The sequence below is a fragment of the Streptomyces kunmingensis genome, assembly GCF_039533535.1.
In the GTDB taxonomy this organism is placed as follows: domain Bacteria; phylum Actinomycetota; class Actinomycetes; order Streptomycetales; family Streptomycetaceae; genus Streptomyces; species Streptomyces kunmingensis.
The window spans coordinates 504605-522087 of the sequence record NZ_BAAATS010000030.1; the positions used below are offsets into that span (position 1 = coordinate 504605).

Consider the following 17483-nt stretch of genomic DNA (forward strand, 5'->3'; position numbering starts at 1 on the left):
AAAGGAGGGTGCGCGATCCGTTTTACGAACGGTGCCTCACTCAGAAACCGTCGAGCGAAGACGACGACCGAACCTGCGTGCGCACGCCGGCATCAGTTCCCTGCAGAATGTTGTTGGCGCTCCGCAGTGAAGACTTTTCCGCCGACAGTCGATGCATGAGGTTATTGACCTGCTCTCCCCAGGTCTTGTGCGCGCTCTTCAACGCAGTCGCCGTGTCCCATCCGTGGCCGTCCTTCGGGCCGAACTCCTTGACGGCCGTTGAGGTGTCCTCGTCCGCCCAGTCGCCGGCCGTCTTTGTATCGGGTTCGATGTGGTCTTCGATCGCTCGCGCCGCCGCTCGCTTCGCGGCCGGGGTGGACGCAAGACGCTGCTGCCCGCCGGCGGGAGCGCCACCACCATCAGCAGGAAGCTGATTCAGTCGCACCCCTACAGGGAGACCCTCGTTCCGGTCTGTCTCTGTCATGGGTCTTTCTTACTCCTCAACCGTTTTAGGTCGACACATCGGGAGAACGCCCAGGCGCAAGGTGTCCGGTCCTGTCCGCGAGGAAGGCACACACCTATGACCCGCCTTCGTTTCGCGGTGGTGCCCCGTACACCCCGTGCCGAGAAGGATCAACTGGCCCATAGGGTTGCCCGGTTGCATGGGGGGCGGCCTGATAGGCGTTACGGATGTTCGCCTTTCTGCGCCGCCGGGCTGCCGGAATCGCGATGGCCGCGGTCACCACGAGCACCGCGCCCACACCGACGCCGACCCAGAGCAGAGTGTCGCCGTCACTGCTCTCAGAAGCCGGCGAAGCGGCCGGGCTCGCGTCATCGCCGGCCTCGGCTCCCGCGCCCTTCGAAGCCGCGGGCGGAGAGGACTCGGCAGCTACGGGAAAGTCCGACATGGGGAACTTATCGGCCGGGCCTGGATTGCCGGGGTCGGTCAGGGCGATGCGCGGGCGGACGGCCCCGTAACCGATGTAGTCGCTGCGCTTGCCGTTGTTGTCCTTGACGCCGCCGATGGTGTTCAGGATGACTCGGAGGACCTGGTTGTTCGTCCAGTCCGGGTGCTTGGACCAGATCAGGGCCGCGCTTGCGGAGGCCAGGGCGGTCGCGTCACTGGTGCCATCGCTCTTGCAGTAGCCGGTCTTTCCGCCGCAGGCGTGGACGATGTCCTCGCCTGGGGCTGAGATGTCAACTTGCGGGCCGTACTCGGACACGCTTGTGCGGTGGCCGTTCTTGTCGATCGCTGCGACCCCGACGACTCCGGGAGTCGCGGCCGGATACTCGACGATGTTCGTCGTGTCTCCGCTGTTACCCACGGCAGCGAAGACCAGGGACCCCTTCTTCAGGGCGTAATCGACCGCGGCCGACAGCTGTCCGACGTCATCCTTCAACTGCTCACTGGCTGCAGTGCCGCCCTGCGAAACATTGATCACTTTCGCGCCGTGGTCCGCGGCGTACTTGATGCCTTCTGCGGCCTCCTGAAAGAGCCACTCGGACGACTCTGCCCTGTTGGCTGCCTTCTCGCCGTCGGACAAGCGAATGGGCAGAATTTTGGCGCCTGGGGCGAGGCCGAAAGCTCCGTTTCCACCATTGCCGTCTCCGGTCCCGGCGATCACTCCGGCGATGCCTGTCCCGTGTCCGTCGTAATCCGCGTGCTCGTTGCCGGTCAGCCCCTTGGACAGGTCTTCGCCCGCCAGCACCTGTCCTCGCAGATCAGGGTGGTTGGCGTCGACTCCGGTGTCGAGCACGGCCACCGTGATGCCCTTGCCTGTGCTCGTCCTCCACATCTGGTCTGCCTTCATAGCGTCCAGATGCCATTGCTGGGCTCGGAACGAATCTGCGTACGCAGGCACCGAAACCGCAGTGCCCACCAAGAGCAATCCGAGCGCCGCTGAGGCCGCCGCGCCCAGACTTCTGCGGCGGATGCTGTTGGTGGGCATGAGGGCTACCTCTCGTCGTTCTTGGTCTCGTCCCCGACAACCGGAGGCACGTGACCATCCTTGTCCGGCTGCCACGTGGCCTGGTCCTCGGTGACGTAGTCGGGTCGCTCACCTTGCTGATCGTCCTGGCGGGCGCCGGGCCGTGAACTGCTGCGTGTCGCGCTGCCGCGCCCCGCTCCGCCGCCAAGGTGGTCTTCGCCTGTCGTGCCCGGCACGCCCTGGGAACGAAGCAGGCCGGATCCGCCTTGGGTGAAGGCCCTCCTGTTCGCACGCGATTGCTGACTCGGTCGCCCGCCGACCACACCCTTATCACCGCTGGCCCCCGCGGACAGTCGCCCCGCGGACGCGCCACGTGACGTCGGACCAGTAGCGGTCGGCCTGCCGCTGACACCTCCCTGCGGCTGGCCCGTGGCTCGTGCGCCTGTAGTGCCTCGGGCGCCACCGGAGCCCTCGGATCCCATGACAGTGCCACGGGGTACGCCGGTCGCGGGTCTTCCTGTCGCCTGTTGCGGTCGCCCGCCGCTGACTCCACCCTGCGCAGGTGCCCGCCCCGACGCCGAACCGGTCGAGCCCCCTGCGTTCGGTCCGGCCTGCCCGGACGGTGTGCCGGGCATCGGGCGACCGTTCGCGCCGGGAGTCGAAGGGCCGACGGGCCGAGCCGGTGAACCACCGGTGGCGGGACCACTGCTGGGCCGCCCGGTCACCGGTGCGCCGGTGAACCGGGGAGCCGACCTGGGTGTTCCTGTGATCCCGTAGGCGGGAGGCACCAAGCCTGGACTCGCAGGTCCCCCGACGGCAGGCCCGGGCGGCACCTGCCCAACCGGCGTGCCGGTCGGCGGAGCCTGGGCGGGCAGAGGAAGCGTCTCGACGGAGTCGACGTTCATGTGCGTCGGAACATCAGGCACCACTGGGGCGACCCGGCCGACGTCGTCGACTGCAGGAGCCGGCGGCGCTTCGGAGGTTGCGTGGATACTGGTCGCGCCGGCTGAGGTGACAGGGGTTGCGTGGGCGGAGGGGCTCGGAGCGGCGCCACTGTACGAAGCTTTTCCTGACGAGACGCCTTGACCGGCCGCCAAGTCCTCGCTTCCGCTCTGCAGTTTTCCAGCATCCGGATCTTGGATGGCGACCGGCGGCGGCGGGAACTTCAGAAGGTCCGGCTTTCGTGCCGCCGCCATCTGTGAAGACGAGAGCGCATAGGCCTGCCCCAGCTTCTCCATCTCGTCGGCGGTCTGCTGCCGGGCGGCCATGTTCTTCGTGAGGATCGACTGGGCATCCGGGTCATTGTGCGCGGAGCGAGCTGCGTCGATGTTGGCGTCGACGTTCTTGTCGCGCGGGACCGAGGTCTTCGCTGTGCTGATCGCCTGGGCCGCGTGTCCGAGCCATTTCGAAGAGTCCTGGCTGTAGTCGCCCAACGCCACGGTCGCGTTGGCCAGCTTGCCTGCCCATTCCCGGAAGGAGTCGGCACCCTCGCCCTTCCACTTCACCCACTGAGGACGGACTCTGAGCTCATCGGCAATGCTGTGTATCTCCTTGGCCGCGGATGCAAGCTTGTCCGCCGCCGCCTGCACCGTGCCGGCGTCCGCCGCATCGAGCCAGGCCAGCATCTGCTCATGCGTCATGCCGTCGAAGGACGTCCTATTCTGCCCAGCCATCAGAGACTCGTCTCCTCTCCGCCGTCACCACGGGCCTTCCCGGCGGCGTCGCCAGCCTTGTGCCTGGGACCATGCGGTACGTACTCCCCGCCGTAATGGTCCGTCGTCTCCGCGCTGATCGCCGCCATGCGCCGACGCACATCCACGTCCACGTTCTCGTAGCCCTTATGGGAGGCCATGACGGCGATACCCATGGCTTCTATCGAGTCCGAGAGGAGCTTGGAGAGGTTCTCCAGGTCTGCGATGACGGTGTCGTACTTGGAGAACACGTCGTGCGCTTCGTACCAGCCTGAGTGGCCGCCGCCGAACTTCGTACGCTCCAGTGCCTCCTGCCCGACCCTCTTGGGGCCGGCCTGGGATTCCTGGAGATCCTTGATCAGCTGGTCCACCCGCTGCTGGAACTTCGTGAACGACTCCAGCTCCGTGACAATGTCCCCGACTGCGTCCTTCGCTGCCCCGACCACATTGAACGCCCAGCCACCCAGGCCCCCCGAGCCGCCGCCACCTTTGTCGTCCGCCATCGCGTACGCCCCTCCCCGTTCCCCCGTGAACATGCCTTTACATCAACTAGGTCTGGTGACAACTTTAGCCACCCGCGCTGACAGTTCACAGGCGCCACAGGGCAGAGGCGACTCACATCACGTCACAAGGCGACACGATCGGTAACAGTTCACAAGGGTCGTGGGGTACGCCCTCGCCGGGAGACGGCGTCGCCCGAACTGGCCACTGTGCTCAGGCAGTTGACTCCGGTGCGGTCCCCATGGCGGAGGCGGCGGGATCCGTCACCACCGCCGCCTGGGGCCGGATCGGGAGGCGGTTGACCGGGCGGCCCGTTGCCGCTCGGACCGCTGAGGCGATCGCTGCCGGAGACGCGACCACTGGGACCGCGCTGGCTGCCTTGGCGCCGAAGGGGGCCACTACGTCGCGTTCCTCGACCAGTTTGACGATGCGGATGTCGGGGGTGTCCAGGGCCGTGGGCAGGGCGTAGCCGGTGAGGTCCGGGCGGCGGACGACGCCCTTCGGGGTGCGGAGGTTCTCCGTGAGGGCCGCGCCGACGCCCTGGGTGACTCCGGCCTCGATGCGCGCCGCGAGCTGGCCGGGGTTGAGGATCCGGCCGACGTCCTGGGCGACTGCCAGTTCCACGACCCGTACGGAGCCGATCTCGATGTCGACGTCGACGACCGCGCGGATCGCGCAGAAGGCGAGGCCCACGAAGGCGTCGCCCTGGCCGGCGGCGTCCAGCGGCTCCGTGGGGTGCGGGCGGCACTGGGCCGTGGCCCAGAGTTCCTTGCCGTCCATGGCCTCTTCGACCGTCGTCGACAGGACACCGTCGTAGGACGTGATCTTGCCGTCGGCGATCTGGAGCAGCTCCGTGGACATGCCGAACTTGTGGGCCAGCGGCTGGAGGAGCTGCGTGCGGACCATCTTGGCCGCGCGCTCGACCGCTCCGCCCGAGACCCACGTGTGGCGGCCGCGGCAGCCCGGACCCGCCGGTGGCTGGTCGGTGTCCACGGGCGCTACGTGCACCTCGTCGATGCCCAGCGTCTCCTGGACGATCTGGCGGGCGAGGGTGGTGAAACCCTGGCCGGTTTCGACGGCGGCGCAGATGACCGTGGCCACGCCGTCGTGGACCTTGACCGTGGCCGTGGAGACCTCGTCCGCGCCCTCGGCGCCCAGCATGTGCACCATGCCGATGCCGTAGCCGACGCCGCGGCGCACCGCGTCGGGTTCGCCCGCGCCCTCGGGGCCGCCGGGCAGCAGCCAGTCCTCTTCCGGGGTGTCCTTCGGCAGCTCCGGCAGCGGGAAGTCCCGTACGGCGTCGAGGAGTTCGGCGACCGGCGCCGGGCAGGTGACGGTCTGGCCGGTGGGGAGTACGTCGCCGGTCGCGAGGACGTTGCGCATCCGCAGTTCCGCCGGGTCGACGCCCAGCTTCTTCGCCAGCTTGTCCATCTGGGCTTCGTATGCGGCGCAGACCTGGAGCGCGCCCTCGCCTCGTACGTGCCCGGAGGGCGGGTTGTTGGTGCGTACCGCCCAGCCTTCGATCGAGGCGTGCGGGACGACGTACGGGCCGCAGGCGAAGGCGACGGCGGCGGCGAGCGCGTCCGACGACGTGTCCGCGTAGGCGCCCGAGTCGAGGAGGATCTGCGCCTCCACCTTCACCAGCTTGCCGTCCGCGTCCGCGTGGTGGCGGTAGCGCAGAAGGGTCGGGTGGCGGTGCGGGTGGCCCAGGAAGGACTCCTCGCGGGTCGCCGTCAGCTTGACCGGGCAGCCGGTGCGCATCGCCAGCAGACCCAGCGGGAGCTGGAAGCTCTGGTCCTCGCGGTCCGCCGTCGCGCCCGGGACGCCCGTGACCACGACCTTCACCTGGTCCGGCGTCAGACCGTAACGGGCGACCGCCACATCGCGGTCGCCGTGCGGGTCGGTCGAGGCGATGTACAGCTCCACACCGCCATCGGGGCGGGGCACGGCGAGGCCCGCTTCCGCGCCGATCGGGGCCGGGTCCTGGCGGCCGATGCGGTAGAGGCCCTCGACGATGACCTCGCCCGTCGCCTCGAGGTCGCCGTGGCGCAGCGGGATGTGGCGGACCAGGTTGCCGTCGGGGTGCAGGGGCTCGGCCGCGAAGGCCTTCTCCGGGTCGGTGACCGGGTCGAGGAGTTCGTACTCGACGATGATCGCCGCGGCGGCCATCCGCGCCGTGTCCGGGTGGTCGGCGGCGACCGCGGCGAGGGGTTCGCCGTGGTGGCGTACGACGTCGGAGGCGAAGACCGGGCGGTCGGCCGTGCGGTGGCCGGCGAGCGGGCCGCCGGGGACGTCCTCGTGCGTGATGACGGCGCGGACGCCCGGCATCTCACGCGCGTGGGTGGTGTCGATGGAGACCACGCGTGCGTGCGCGTGCGGGGAGCGCAGGACCGCCGCCCACAGGAGCCCTTCGGCCCACAGGTCGGCGGCGTAGGGGAAGGTGCCCTCGGCCTTGGCGCGCGCCTCGACCGCGGGGAGGTTCGTGCCGAGTCCGTGCGGGATCGCTTCGGTCTCGGGGGCCGCGGGGGCCTCTGTCGTCTCGTTGGTCACGCTCGGCCTCCGTCCCGAGTGTCCCGGTCGCCCCGGATGTCCTCACTGGTGGCCGGACCCCCCTGGTGCGGGATGCGGGGTCCGTCCCCGGCGGTCGTCTCCGCCGCCTCCGCAGGTGCCTGCGGCGAGGTCTGCTGCGAGTTCTGCCGTTCGTCGGCGACCTGACGTACCGCGTCGAGTACGCCGCGGTAGCCGGAGCAGCGGCACAGGTTGCCGCACAGCGCCTGACGGGCTTCCAGGTCGGTGGGGTCCGGGTTGCCTTCGAGCAGGTCGTGGACGGTCATCGCCATGCCGGGCACGCAGAACCCGCACTGGACCGCGCCACAGGCGGCCAGCGCGCGCTGCACGTCGGAGGCCTGCCCGTCGTCGGCGAGGCCCTCGACCGTACGCACCTCGCTGCCGGCGGTGGTCGCCGCGGGAACCAGGCAGGAGGCTACGAGGCGGCCGTCCACCTGCACGTTGCACGCGCCGCACTCGCCCTGCGAGCAGCCGTCCTTGGCGCCGGCCAGGCCCAGGCGCTCACGCAGTACGTAGAGCAGCGACTCGCCGATCCAGGCGTCGGTGACGGGGCGGTCGGTGCCGTTGACCCGCAGGACGTAGCTGGCGACCGGGTGGTCGTCGTGGAGCGGGGCGGTGGTCCGTGGGGCCTGCGCCTCGCCCTCCGGGGCGGGGTCGGCGTCCACGTCGGGGCCGGGGGCCTGGTCGGAGCCGGGGTCGGAGTCGGGGGCCGGGTGGAGCTCGGCTTCCGGCTCCGATGCAGGCTCGGAGGCCGGGCGCTCGGCCTCCGGCTCCGACTGAACCGCCTCGGGCTCGGGCTCCGGCTGAACCGGCTCGGGCTCCGGCTGAACCGCCTCCGGAGCAGCCTCTGCTTCCGTCTCCGCGGCTACTACAGACTCAGCCGCAGACCCAGCCTGCTCAGCCTCAGGCTCGGGCTCGGGCTCGGGCGCAGGCTCGGGCTCGGGCGCAGGCTCAGCAACAACATCAGCCCCGCCCGCAACATCCGTATCCGCATCCGCGTACGCGTCCGCACCAGCGCCCACGCCCGCTTCCGGCTCGACCTCAACCTCGACAGGCTCCGGCTCCCGTACGAGCTCCAGATGGGGCGGAGACGTGAGCTGGGACAGGGGCTCAGGCGTGGGCTCAGGCATGGGCTCGGGCATGGGCTCCGCCACCTCGGCCGGTGCCTGCTGCGCCCACGGTTCCGACGCCCAGGGTGCGGGCGCGCCTCCCGGCAGCGTCGCGGGAGGCGTACGGTCGCCCCATTGGGCGGCCAGCGAGGAGGCCGTGAACTCCCCCGATTCCTCCGGGAGTTCACCACCGGCGACCGGGATCGACCACTGCCCCGTCTCACCGTGCGCGCCGCCGTACGACTCGGCCGCCTCATGTGAATCAGGCACACCGCGAGAACCGGACACACCATGTGAACCGGACACATCCTGCGAACCGGTCACACCATGCGAACCGGTCACACTATGCGAACCGGTCGCCTCACGCGCCCCCGGCCCCGCATACGAACCCGGCCCCGCATACGAACCCGGCTCCTCATACGAAGCCCGCTCCGCATAAGACCCCGGCTCCCCATACGCCCCCGGCCCTCCATACGCCCCTGCCTCAGGATTCGCCGCAGGCCAGCTCACCTGGTGGCCCAACTGCTGCCCCTGCTGCCCCCCGGCACCAGCAGAGTCACCCGCGTCACCCGGGGCACCCGGCGCACTCACGATCCCCGTGATGTCCGGCGGCAGCACCCAGACGCCCGTAGCCGCGGGGTCTGTCGCGGCGGCACCCGTGGCCGGGCTCACCGTTATCTGCGGCGGTACGTAACCGTGGCCGGGCGCGGCGAGCGGTGCGCCCGGGAAGCCGTCCGGCGGCAGCTGCACGAAGGCGGTGACGTCCGAGTCGTAGTCGCCCTGGGGCAGCGGCTGCCAGCCGTCCGCGTCCGGTGCGGCGCCAGAATCGGGTCCGTTGTACTCGTTCGTCACGACAGCGCCCTCCCAAGTGCACGTCGGGCCAGCGCGGCGACAGTGCGCCGCAGATGCAAAACGGCGGGCGGCAGCGCCTCCTGGGTGCCGTCCGGGGCCGGGGCGTGGTCGGGGACGCAGGCGGCGGCGACGTACTCGCCGAAGGCCTGCACGGCCTCGGGCACGAGCGCGCCGCGGTCGCCGTCCCAGTCGATGAGCGACGCCACCCACTGCTCGGCCTCCAGCGGGCGCAGCGGCATCGGCGCGATGGCCCCGACGGCGCAGCGCACGGTGCGCCGGGCGGGGTCGAGGACGAGGGCGACGGAGGCCGTGGCGCGCCCGGGGCCGGTGCGGCCGGTCGCCTTCAGGAAGACCTGCGGCGCGTGCAGCAGGGGGACGCGTACGAAGCCGATGAGTTCGCCCGGGCGCAGCATCTCCATGCCGGCCAGCAGGTGCGAGACGGGTACCTCCCGGCGCGCTCCCTGGGGCCCGGCGATGATCAGCGTGGCTTCGAGGGCGGCCAGTACGGGCAGCGAGTCGTTGGTGGGGGCGGCGGAGGCGATGTTGCCGCCGAGAGTGCCGGCGTTGCGGATCTGCGGCGGGCCGGCGGCGCGCGCGGAGGCGGCGAGGGCCGGGATGAGGGCGGCGAAGTCGGGGCGGCCGATCCGGGCGTGGGTGAGGCCGGCGCCGAGCAGCGCGTGACCGTCCTGGTACTGCCAGCCGCGGATCTCGCTGATCCGGTTGAGTCCGACGAGGGCGGCGGGGCGGAGTTGACCCGCGTTGACCTGGGCCATGAGGTCGGTGCCGCCGGCCACGGGCACGGCGGCGGGCATGGCCGCGAGCGCCGCGACCGCCTCGTCCAGCGAACTCGGAAGTACCGCGGCCTGTGTCGCCTGCGGTGCGTGCGTGGTCAAACCGGCTGCCCCTTCCCGATGCCCGGCCGCGCGCCCGGCGGCCACGGTGGTCGTCACGTGGGCTGCCGCCTCTCGCGTGACCGCCGTTCCCGCCGTTACGCCTGTTCCGCCGTACGGTACGTGCTGACAGGCCGGACGTGGCAACTCTGGCACATCTTCCCGGGCGCCCGGAGATGGGGTCCGGTAGGAGGCATTCACCCCTTCTACCTGGGAGATGACCGATATGGCAGTTGATCGCCGGTGAGGGCGAATTGATGCTCTTCGGTGACCTATGGGGGCCCGGTCGGCCGAGCGCCGCCCGCGGGGGCGCGATCCTGGGACCGCGCTCCCGGGGCGGGCAACACACGGGCCGCCCTCACACGTTCGGGGGCGCTCCTTCGATCGGCCGTCCGAGGATGCCGGGGCGGCGCTGCCACGGCAACGGGCCGCCCGGGCGGCGGTAGTCGACGCCGAGCGCGTCAAGTCGCCGGTAGTGGGTGGTCATTCGGCGCTCGAAGTCGGCGTAGTCGCGGTCGGCGGACGCGGGCAGTTCGCTCCAGGCCACTTCGCTGAACGCGGACAGGCGCGGGAACGCCTGGTAGTCGACGCGCTGCTGGTTCTCCATCACCTCGGTCCACAGGTTGGCCTGGGTGCCGAGGACGTGGCGTGCCTCGTCGTCGGTCAGCTGCGGCGGAACCGGCTCGAAGCGGTAGACGTCCTCCAGGGTGCGCACGAAGCCGATCGGGACCGGCTCGTCCTCGCCGGGGGCCTGCCGGTGGTCCAGGTAGACCTGCTGCTCCGGGCACATGACGACGTCGTGGCCGGCCTTGGCGGCGGTGATGCCGCCCTGGTAGCCGCGCCAGGAGGAGACGGCCGCGCCGGGTGCGAGGCCGCCTTCGAGGATCTCGTCCCAGCCGATGAGCCGCCGGCCGCGCTCGCTCAGCCAGGTGTCGAAGTGCCGGATGAACCAGGACTGCAGCTCGTCCTCGTCCTTCAGGCCCAACTCCTTGATGCGGGCCTGGGCGGTCGGCGACTGGCGCCACTGGTCCTTGGGGCATTCGTCGCCGCCTACGTGGATGAACGTCGACGGAAAGAGGTCGAGCAGTTCCTCGAAGACGCCTTCGTAGAAGCGGAGGGTGTTGTCAGTGGGGGCGAGTACGTTCGCGTTGATGCCCCAGGTGTCCCAGACGGGGAGGGATGACGTGTCGATGACGTCGGTGTTGCCGAGTTCCGGATACGCGTGGATGGCGGCCTGTGAGTGGCCCGGCAGGTCGATCTCGGGGACGACCGCGATATGCCGTGCGTCGGCGTAGGCGACGATCTCCCGGATGTCGTCCTGGGTGTAGAAGCCGCCGTGCGGTTTGTCGTCCCACAGGGGTGAGGCTCGGTGGCCGGATTTGGTGCGTGCGCGCCATGCTCCGGCTTCGGTCAGCTTCGGGTACCGCTTGATCTCGACGCGCCAGCCCTGGTCGTCGCTGAGGTGGAAGTGGAAGACGTTGATCTTGTGCGCGGCGAGCAGGTCGAGGAAGCGCAGGACGCCGTCCTTCGGCATGAAGTGCCGGGCGACGTCGAGCATGGTGCCGCGCCAGTGGAAGCGGGGACTGTCCTCGACGGTGACGTGCGGCACGGTCCACTGCCGGCCGGTGGCGAGGGGGGCACGGCGGTAGGCGTCGGGGCCGAGGAGTTGACGCAGCGTCTGGGCGCCCCAGAAGACGCCGGCCGCGGTGCCGCCCTCGATGTCGACGCCGGTGCCGGTGGAGCGCAGCCGGTAGCTCTCCGGTGCGAGGGAGGGGTCGAGCGAGAGACGTATGCCGCCGCTGCCGTCCCCCGGGGGAAGGGCGAGGCCGGTGACGGGGCCGAGAGTGGCCCGCAGCCAGCGGGCGGTGGACTCGGTGCCCTCCCCCGCCGTGATGCCCGTACCGCTGTCGAACAGATAGGAGCCGTCGCCGTCCCGCGTCAGTCGGCGGGGCGCCGGAATGAGATCCAAGGGAGCGTCAGACACTTCAGTCCTTAACCGCGCCGCCGAGCCCGGACACCAGGCGCCGCTGTACGAGTACGAAGAAAACCAGTACCGGAATGGTCATCACTGTCGAGGCTGCCATGATTCCGCCCCAGTCGTTCTCGTCGGGTTTGAAGAAGACGAGCAGGGCCATCGGCAGCGTCGACTGGGACGTGTCGCTGATGATGAAGGACTTCGCGAACAGGAAGTCGTTCCAGGTGGAGATGAAGGAGAAGACGCTCGTCGCCACGAGGCCGGGGAAGACGAGCGGAAAGAGGATCTGCCACAGGAAGCGGGAGCGGCTCGCGCCGTCGAGATACGCCGCTTCCTCCAGTGCTTCCGGTACGGCTTTCACGAAGCCGCGCAGCATCCAGACGGCGAACGGCAGGGAGAAGGCGAGGTGCGGCAGGATCAGTGAGCCGAGCGTGTTGAGCTGCCCGAAGTCCCGCATCAGGAAGAACAGCGGGATGGTGAGGGCCTCCACGGGCACCATCTGCGCGACGAGGAACATGATGAGCAGCGTCGTCCGGAACCGGAAGCGGAATCGGGTCACGGCCGTCGCGGCGAGAAACGCGACGAGCGCCGAGACGATGACGACGGTGCCCGCCACGATGAGACTGTTGACGAAGTAACGGCCGAATTCCTCCTGTTGGAAGACGCGACGGAAGGATTCGAGCGACGGTGAAAGCGTCCACGGCCGGGGTTCGGTCGATTCGATCTCGCCCGCCGGTTTGAAGGCGCTGAGCACCATCCAATAGAGGGGAAAGGCGACGACCACGGCGATCAGCAGCGCGGACGCCTCGGCGGCGAGCCGCCAGGGCTTTCGGATACGCAGGGTGCGCACCGCCCGTGGACCGGAAGCCCCCGCGCCTGAAGCACGTACACCGGAAAAGCTCACAGTTCCCGTCCCTCTCTGCGCATGATCCGCAGGTAGACGAGCGTGACGGCGAGGAGGATGACGAGCATCACGACTCCGATCGCCGAGCCGAGGCTGTACTCGCTGCCGGCGAACGCTTTTTGGTACGCGTACACGTTCAGGACGAGGTTCTGGCCGGCGATGCCGCCGCCGTTCGTCATGACGTAGATCTGCGTGAAGACCTTGAAGTCCCAGATGATCGACTGAATGGTGACGACGACGAGGATCGGGCGGAGCATCGGTGCCATGACGGAGCGCCAGGTCCGCCAGTGCGAGGCCCCGTCGAGGGACGCCGCTTCGAGCACCTCGCCCGGGATCGCGCGGATGCCCGCGTACACGGTGACCATGACGAACGGGAAGGAGCACCAGACCACTTCGAGCAGGACGAGTGCGAAGGCGCTGTATCTGCCGTACGTCCAGGAGAAGTCGCCGAGTCCGAGCACTTTGTTGACGGGCCCGAAGTCGGGGTCGAAGAGGAACACCCAGACGGTGGAGCCGGTGATGGCGGGGGTGGCCCAGGCGCCGAGTGCGGCCAGCATCAGTGCGAGGCGCGGCACGGCCCGTACGCGGGTGAGGAGCACCGCGAGGGCGCAGCCGATCAGCAGGGTGCTGACGACGCAGGCCGCCGCGAACAGCAGGGTGGCGAACAGTACTTGCCAGAACTGGCTGTCGGCGAAGAGCCGCTGGTAGTTGCCGAGTCCTTGGAAGGTGGTCGGTTCGCCGCCGCTGACCTGCGCCTGGGTGTACTCCAGGAAGGAGATCAGGCCGAGCTGGTAGATCGGGTAGACGAGCAGCCCGCCGAGGAGGACGAGCGCGGGGGCGAGATACAGCCAGGGCGTCCATCCTCCGCCCCGGGCCCGTACGGATCCCGTTCGTCCGGATCCGTTGCGTTCGGATCCCTTTCGTTCGGTTCCCTTGCGTACGGGTCTCGCGCGTACGGAGTCGGCCCGTACGGAACTCATCCGGCGGCTCCGAACGCGTCGTCCATCTTCTTCGCCGCGTCGCCGGAGGCCGCCTCGACGTCCTTACGGCCGCTGACGACCTCCTGGAACATCGTCGGCAGGACGAGCGAGGCGTCGATCTTGGCCCAGGCGGGCGAGGCGGGCACGAACTTGGCTCCGGCGCCGAGGGTCTTCACGAAGGGGGCGACGAAGGGCTCCTCGCGGGCGACGTCCGCGCGGACGTCGGTGTAGGTCGGCAGGAAGCCCATCCCGGAGAAGAGGGCGCGCTGCGCTTCCTTTCCGGCGAGCCGCTGCATCAGGTCGACGGCGAGCGTGCGGTGCGAGGTGCTCTTGAGTACGCCGATGTTGTTGCCGCCGGCGAACGCGGGCGCGATGTCGCCGGTCTTGACGCCCGGCAGCGGTACGACGGCGTACTTGCCCTTGACCTTGCCGTCCTCCATGGCCTGGTGGCTGAAGTCGCCGCCGATCGCCATGGCGGCCTTGCCGGAGGCGAAGGCGGTGACGGTGTCGTTGCCGCCCATGCCGGCGCACTTGGCGGCGGGACAGTTGGCGTCGCCGAACAGCGAGGTGTAGGCCTTGATGCCCTTCTGGGCGGCGGGGCTGTCGAGGGCGGAGACGTAGGACTCGCCCTTCTTCTCGGCGAGTTCGCCGCCGTTGGCCCAGATGAACGGCATCGCGCCGTACGTGTACGCGCCGCCGACGGCGAGTCCGTACAGCTCGGGCCGCTCCTTGTGGATCTTCTTGGCGGTGGCGGCGAGTTCGTCCTGCGTCTTGGGGACGGCGATGCCCAGGTCCTTGAAGACGTCGGTCCGGTAGTAGAGGGCGCGTACGCCGACGAAGTACGGGGCGCCGTAGATCTTCCCGTCGACCGTCACGGACTCCTTGGCGGTCGGGTCGGTGTCCTTGGCGTCGGCCCACCGGCCGAACTCCTCGCTCACGTCGGCGAGTCCGCCGTCGCGCACGTACCCGGCGGTGTCGGTGTTCCCGTACTCGATGACGTCGGGCGCGCTCTTCGGGTCGTTGAACGCGGCCTTGATCTTCTCGGCGCGGGTGTCCACGGGGATGTACTCGACCTGGACCTTCGCGTCCTTGTGCGCACTTCGGAAGCCGGCGATCGCGGCGTCGACGGCCTTCTTCTTGGGCGCGTTGTTGACCTCCTGGAAGAGCCAGACGCGCAGCGTGCCGCTCTTCTCGTCCTTGGCCGAGCCGCTGTTGTCGGAGGTGCCGGGGGCGCAGGCGGTGGCTGCGAGCACAAGTGCCGTGAGGGGAACGGCAGTTCGGACAGAGAGCCGCACTGGGGACTTCGCCGGGGACTTCGCTGGGAACTTCATCGGAAACGCCTCCGAAGTGTCGTTGCAACATACGCAATGGTTGTTTCGCTGTGCACAACACGACGGAGATTAAAAGGACTGGACCAGTTGGCGCAATGGGTTACGTGGAGCCAAAACCGCAGACGGGCACGGACGCACGACGGCCCCCGGCGCGCGCCACCGCGCACCGAGGGCCGTCGTGAGAGTTTCGAAAGAGCGGGAGAGAGACGGGAGAGGGGCGCTGCTACTTGCCCTTGCCGCCGTCCTTGTCCTTGTCGCCGCCGGCACCCATGGACTCGTAGATCTCCTTGCACATGGGACAGACCGGGTACTTCTTCGGGTCACGGCCCGGAACCCAGACCTTGCCGCAGAGCGCGACGACAGGCGTGCCGTCGAGAGCGCTCGCCATGATCTTGTCCTTCTGGACATAGTGGGCGAAGCGCTCGTGATCGCCGTCACCGTGCGACGTCTGCGGCGTCGGCTCTACCAGGGTCCCCGTACCTGTCCCGCGCTCGGGCTCAAGAGTGCTCATAAGAGCCAAGGGTACTGAAGCCCGACCACTGGGCGAAGGGCCGTCGGTGCCGTCAGTTGAGCGAGGGATCATCGGGATACGTCGCCACCATCGCCAGCTCGCTGCGCTGGCGGCGCAGCACCGCGCGCCACAGGCCCTCGGGGCGCGTGGCGGAGACGTCGCCGGGCTCCGACTCGACGACGTACCAGGCCCCCTCGGACAGTTCGTTCTCCAACTGGCCGGGGCCCCAGCCCGAGTAACCGGCGAAGATCCGCAGCGAGCCGAGCGCCGCCGCGAGCAGCTCCGGCGGCGTCTCCAGGTCTACGAGGCCGATCGCGCCGTGCACCCGGCGCCAGCCGAGCGGGCCTTCCTCGCCGGGGATCACCCCGATGCCGAGCGCCGAATCGAGCGAGACGGGGCCGCCCTGGAAGACCACCCCCGGCTCTCCGGCGAGGTCGCCCCAGCCCTCCAGGATGTCGCCGACGTCCACCGGGGTCGGCCGGTTGAGGACGACACCGAGCGAGCCCTTCGCGTCGTGGTCGATGAGCAGCACGACCGCGCGGTCGAAGTTCGGGTCCGCGAGGGCGGGTGTGGCCACTAGTAGTCGCCCTGTGAGCGAGGACACCTCGGTCATGGCAGACATGATCCCGCACATTCCCCGTGCGGGGGGAGGCAAGCGCAAGAACGGGAAGAACGCAGCTCAGCGCGGATCGAAAGAACGCGCCGGGGCGCACGATCCCCGCTCCCCCTCGTCACCCCAGGTGTCCGGTTCGCAACAGTTCGTGTTGTAGCGAAGTCATGACGGTCCAAGGTGTCCTCGGGCTTACAGAACAGGGGGAGGCGGCCCTTACCCTTGTCCCTTGGCCCTGCCCCCCCTCCACGGAACGCGAGATCCATGACCGTCACCGGCATTGACGACGTACTGCTTGTCCACGGCGGAACCCCGCTGGAGGGCGAGATCCGTGTCCGAGGCGCGAAGAACCTCGTGCCGAAGGCCATGGTCGCCGCGCTGCTCGGCAGCGCTCCGAGCCGGCTGCGCAATGTCCCGGACATCCGCGACGTCCGGGTCGTACGTGGCCTGCTGCAACTGCACGGTGTGACGGTCCGCCCCGGTGAGGAGCCGGGCGAGCTGGTGATGGACCCCTCGCACGTGGAGTCGGCGAACGTCGCGGACATCGACGCGCACGCGGGCTCCTCCCGCATCCCGATCCTGCTGTGCGGCCCGCTGCTGCACCGGCTCGGGCACGCGTTCATCCCGGGGCTCGGCGGCTGTGACATCGGCGGCCGGCCGATCGACTTCCACTTCGAGGTGCTCCGCCAGTTCGGCGCGACGATCGAGAAGCGCGCGGACGGCCAGTACCTGGAGGCCCCGCAGCGGCTGCGCGGCACCAAGATCACCCTGCCTTACCCCTCGGTCGGCGCGACCGAGCAGGTGCTGCTCACCGCGGTGCTCGCCGAGGGCGTGACGGAGCTCTCGAACGCGGCCGTGGAGCCGGAGATCGAGGACCTGATCTGCGTCCTGCAGAAAATGGGCGCGATCATCGCGATGGACACCGACCGCACCATCCGCATCACGGGTGTCGACAGCCTCGGCGGTTACACGCACCGTGCGCTCTCCGACCGCCTGGAGGCGGCGTCCTGGGCCTCCGCCGCGCTCGCGACCGAGGGCAACATCTACGTGCGCGGCGCCCAGCAGCGCTCGATGATGACGTTCCTCAACACGTACCGGAAGGTCGGCGGCGCCTTCGAGATCGACGACGAGGGCATCCGCTTCTGGCACCCCGGCGGCCAGCTGAAGTCGATCGCGCTGGAGACGGACGTCCACCCGGGCTTCCAGACCGACTGGCAGCAGCCGCTCGTCGTGGCGCTCACGCAGGCCACGGGCCTGTCGATCGTGCACGAGACGGTGTACGAGTCCCGCCTCGGCTTCACCTCCGCGCTGAACCAGATGGGCGCGCACATCCAGCTCTACCGTGAGTGCCTGGGCGGCTCCGACTGCCGTTTCGGCCAGCGCAACTTCCTGCACTCGGCGGTCGTTTCCGGGCCCACCAAGCTGGAGGGTGCCGACCTGGTCATCCCCGACCTGCGCGGCGGCTTCTCGTACCTGATCGCGGCGCTCGCGGCGCAGGGTACGTCCCGGGTGCACGGCATCGACCTGATCAACCGCGGCTACGAGAACTTCATGGAGAAGCTCGTCGAGCTCGGCGCGAAGGTCGAACTCCCTGGCAAGGCGCTCGGCTAGCCGCACCTCGCCTGCCCGCCTGTACGCCGATGGGGGGGAGGCG

13 protein-coding genes are annotated in these 17483 nt (G+C 69.6%); 1 reads left to right on the forward strand and 12 read right to left on the reverse strand.

Annotated elements, in window-relative coordinates; all coding sequences use genetic code 11:
• Positions 1 to 40 precede the first annotated feature (40 nt).
• From ABD366_RS35645 to ABD366_RS35700, 12 genes are all read right to left on the reverse strand, one after another.
• Positions 41 to 463: a hypothetical protein gene (locus tag ABD366_RS35645; protein WP_324774135.1), complete on the reverse strand. Its 423-nt coding sequence runs from the start codon at positions 461 to 463 to the stop codon at positions 41 to 43.
• Positions 464 to 557: 94 nt separating this feature from the next.
• A complete protein-coding gene (gene mycP, locus ABD366_RS35650; protein WP_324774136.1) occupies positions 558 to 1928 on the reverse strand; it encodes a type VII secretion-associated serine protease mycosin in 1371 nt (456 codons plus the stop codon).
• A gap of 1651 nt (positions 1929 to 3579) precedes the next feature.
• A complete protein-coding gene (locus ABD366_RS35655) occupies positions 3580 to 4101 on the reverse strand; it encodes a hypothetical protein (protein ID WP_324774137.1) in 522 nt (173 codons plus the stop codon).
• A gap of 211 nt (positions 4102 to 4312) precedes the next feature.
• Entirely contained in the window at positions 4313 to 6649 is a 2337-nt protein-coding gene (locus ABD366_RS35660) for a xanthine dehydrogenase family protein molybdopterin-binding subunit (protein ID WP_324774138.1), read from the reverse strand.
• Complete coding sequence (locus ABD366_RS35665) at positions 6646 to 8628, reverse strand: 2Fe-2S iron-sulfur cluster-binding protein (RefSeq protein ID WP_411293848.1); 1983 nt, start codon at positions 8626 to 8628, stop codon at positions 6646 to 6648. Before ABD366_RS35665 ends, ABD366_RS35660 begins: the two co-directional genes overlap by 4 nt.
• A complete protein-coding gene (locus ABD366_RS35670) occupies positions 8625 to 9521 on the reverse strand; it encodes an FAD binding domain-containing protein (protein WP_324774140.1) in 897 nt (298 codons plus the stop codon). The genes ABD366_RS35665 and ABD366_RS35670 overlap by 4 nt, the downstream gene beginning before the upstream one ends.
• 355 nt (positions 9522 to 9876) lie before the next feature.
• Positions 9877 to 11502, reverse strand: a complete 1626-nt coding sequence (locus tag ABD366_RS35675) for a beta-N-acetylhexosaminidase (RefSeq protein WP_324774141.1) — start codon at positions 11500 to 11502, stop codon at positions 9877 to 9879.
• Position 11503: 1 nt separating this feature from the next.
• Positions 11504 to 12343, reverse strand: coding sequence for a carbohydrate ABC transporter permease (locus ABD366_RS35680; RefSeq protein ID WP_324774142.1), 840 nt, complete (start codon positions 12341 to 12343; stop codon positions 11504 to 11506).
• Between the two features lie 50 nt (positions 12344 to 12393).
• Positions 12394 to 13377, reverse strand: coding sequence for a carbohydrate ABC transporter permease (locus tag ABD366_RS35685; RefSeq protein WP_324774143.1), 984 nt, complete (start codon positions 13375 to 13377; stop codon positions 12394 to 12396).
• The gene (locus ABD366_RS35690) at positions 13374 to 14672 is read right to left on the reverse strand and encodes an extracellular solute-binding protein (RefSeq protein ID WP_324774168.1); all 1299 of its coding nucleotides are present in this window, start codon (positions 14670 to 14672) and stop codon (positions 13374 to 13376) included. The genes ABD366_RS35685 and ABD366_RS35690 overlap by 4 nt, the downstream gene beginning before the upstream one ends.
• Positions 14673 to 14931: 259 nt before the next feature.
• Positions 14932 to 15219 carry a DUF3039 domain-containing protein gene (locus ABD366_RS35695; RefSeq protein WP_324774144.1) on the reverse strand — a complete coding sequence of 96 codons (288 nt, stop codon included), beginning with the start codon at positions 15217 to 15219 and terminating at the stop codon, positions 14932 to 14934.
• A 52-nt stretch (positions 15220 to 15271) separates the two neighbouring features.
• Entirely contained in the window at positions 15272 to 15832 is a 561-nt protein-coding gene (locus ABD366_RS35700; protein WP_324774145.1) for a YqgE/AlgH family protein, read from the reverse strand.
• Positions 15833 to 16093: 261 nt separating this feature from the next.
• On the opposite strand from ABD366_RS35700, the gene murA reads away from it, so the two are divergent.
• The gene (gene murA / locus ABD366_RS35705; RefSeq protein ID WP_324774146.1) at positions 16094 to 17440 is read left to right on the forward strand and encodes a UDP-N-acetylglucosamine 1-carboxyvinyltransferase; all 1347 of its coding nucleotides are present in this window, start codon (positions 16094 to 16096) and stop codon (positions 17438 to 17440) included.
• The last annotated feature ends 43 nt before the right edge of the window (positions 17441 to 17483 follow it).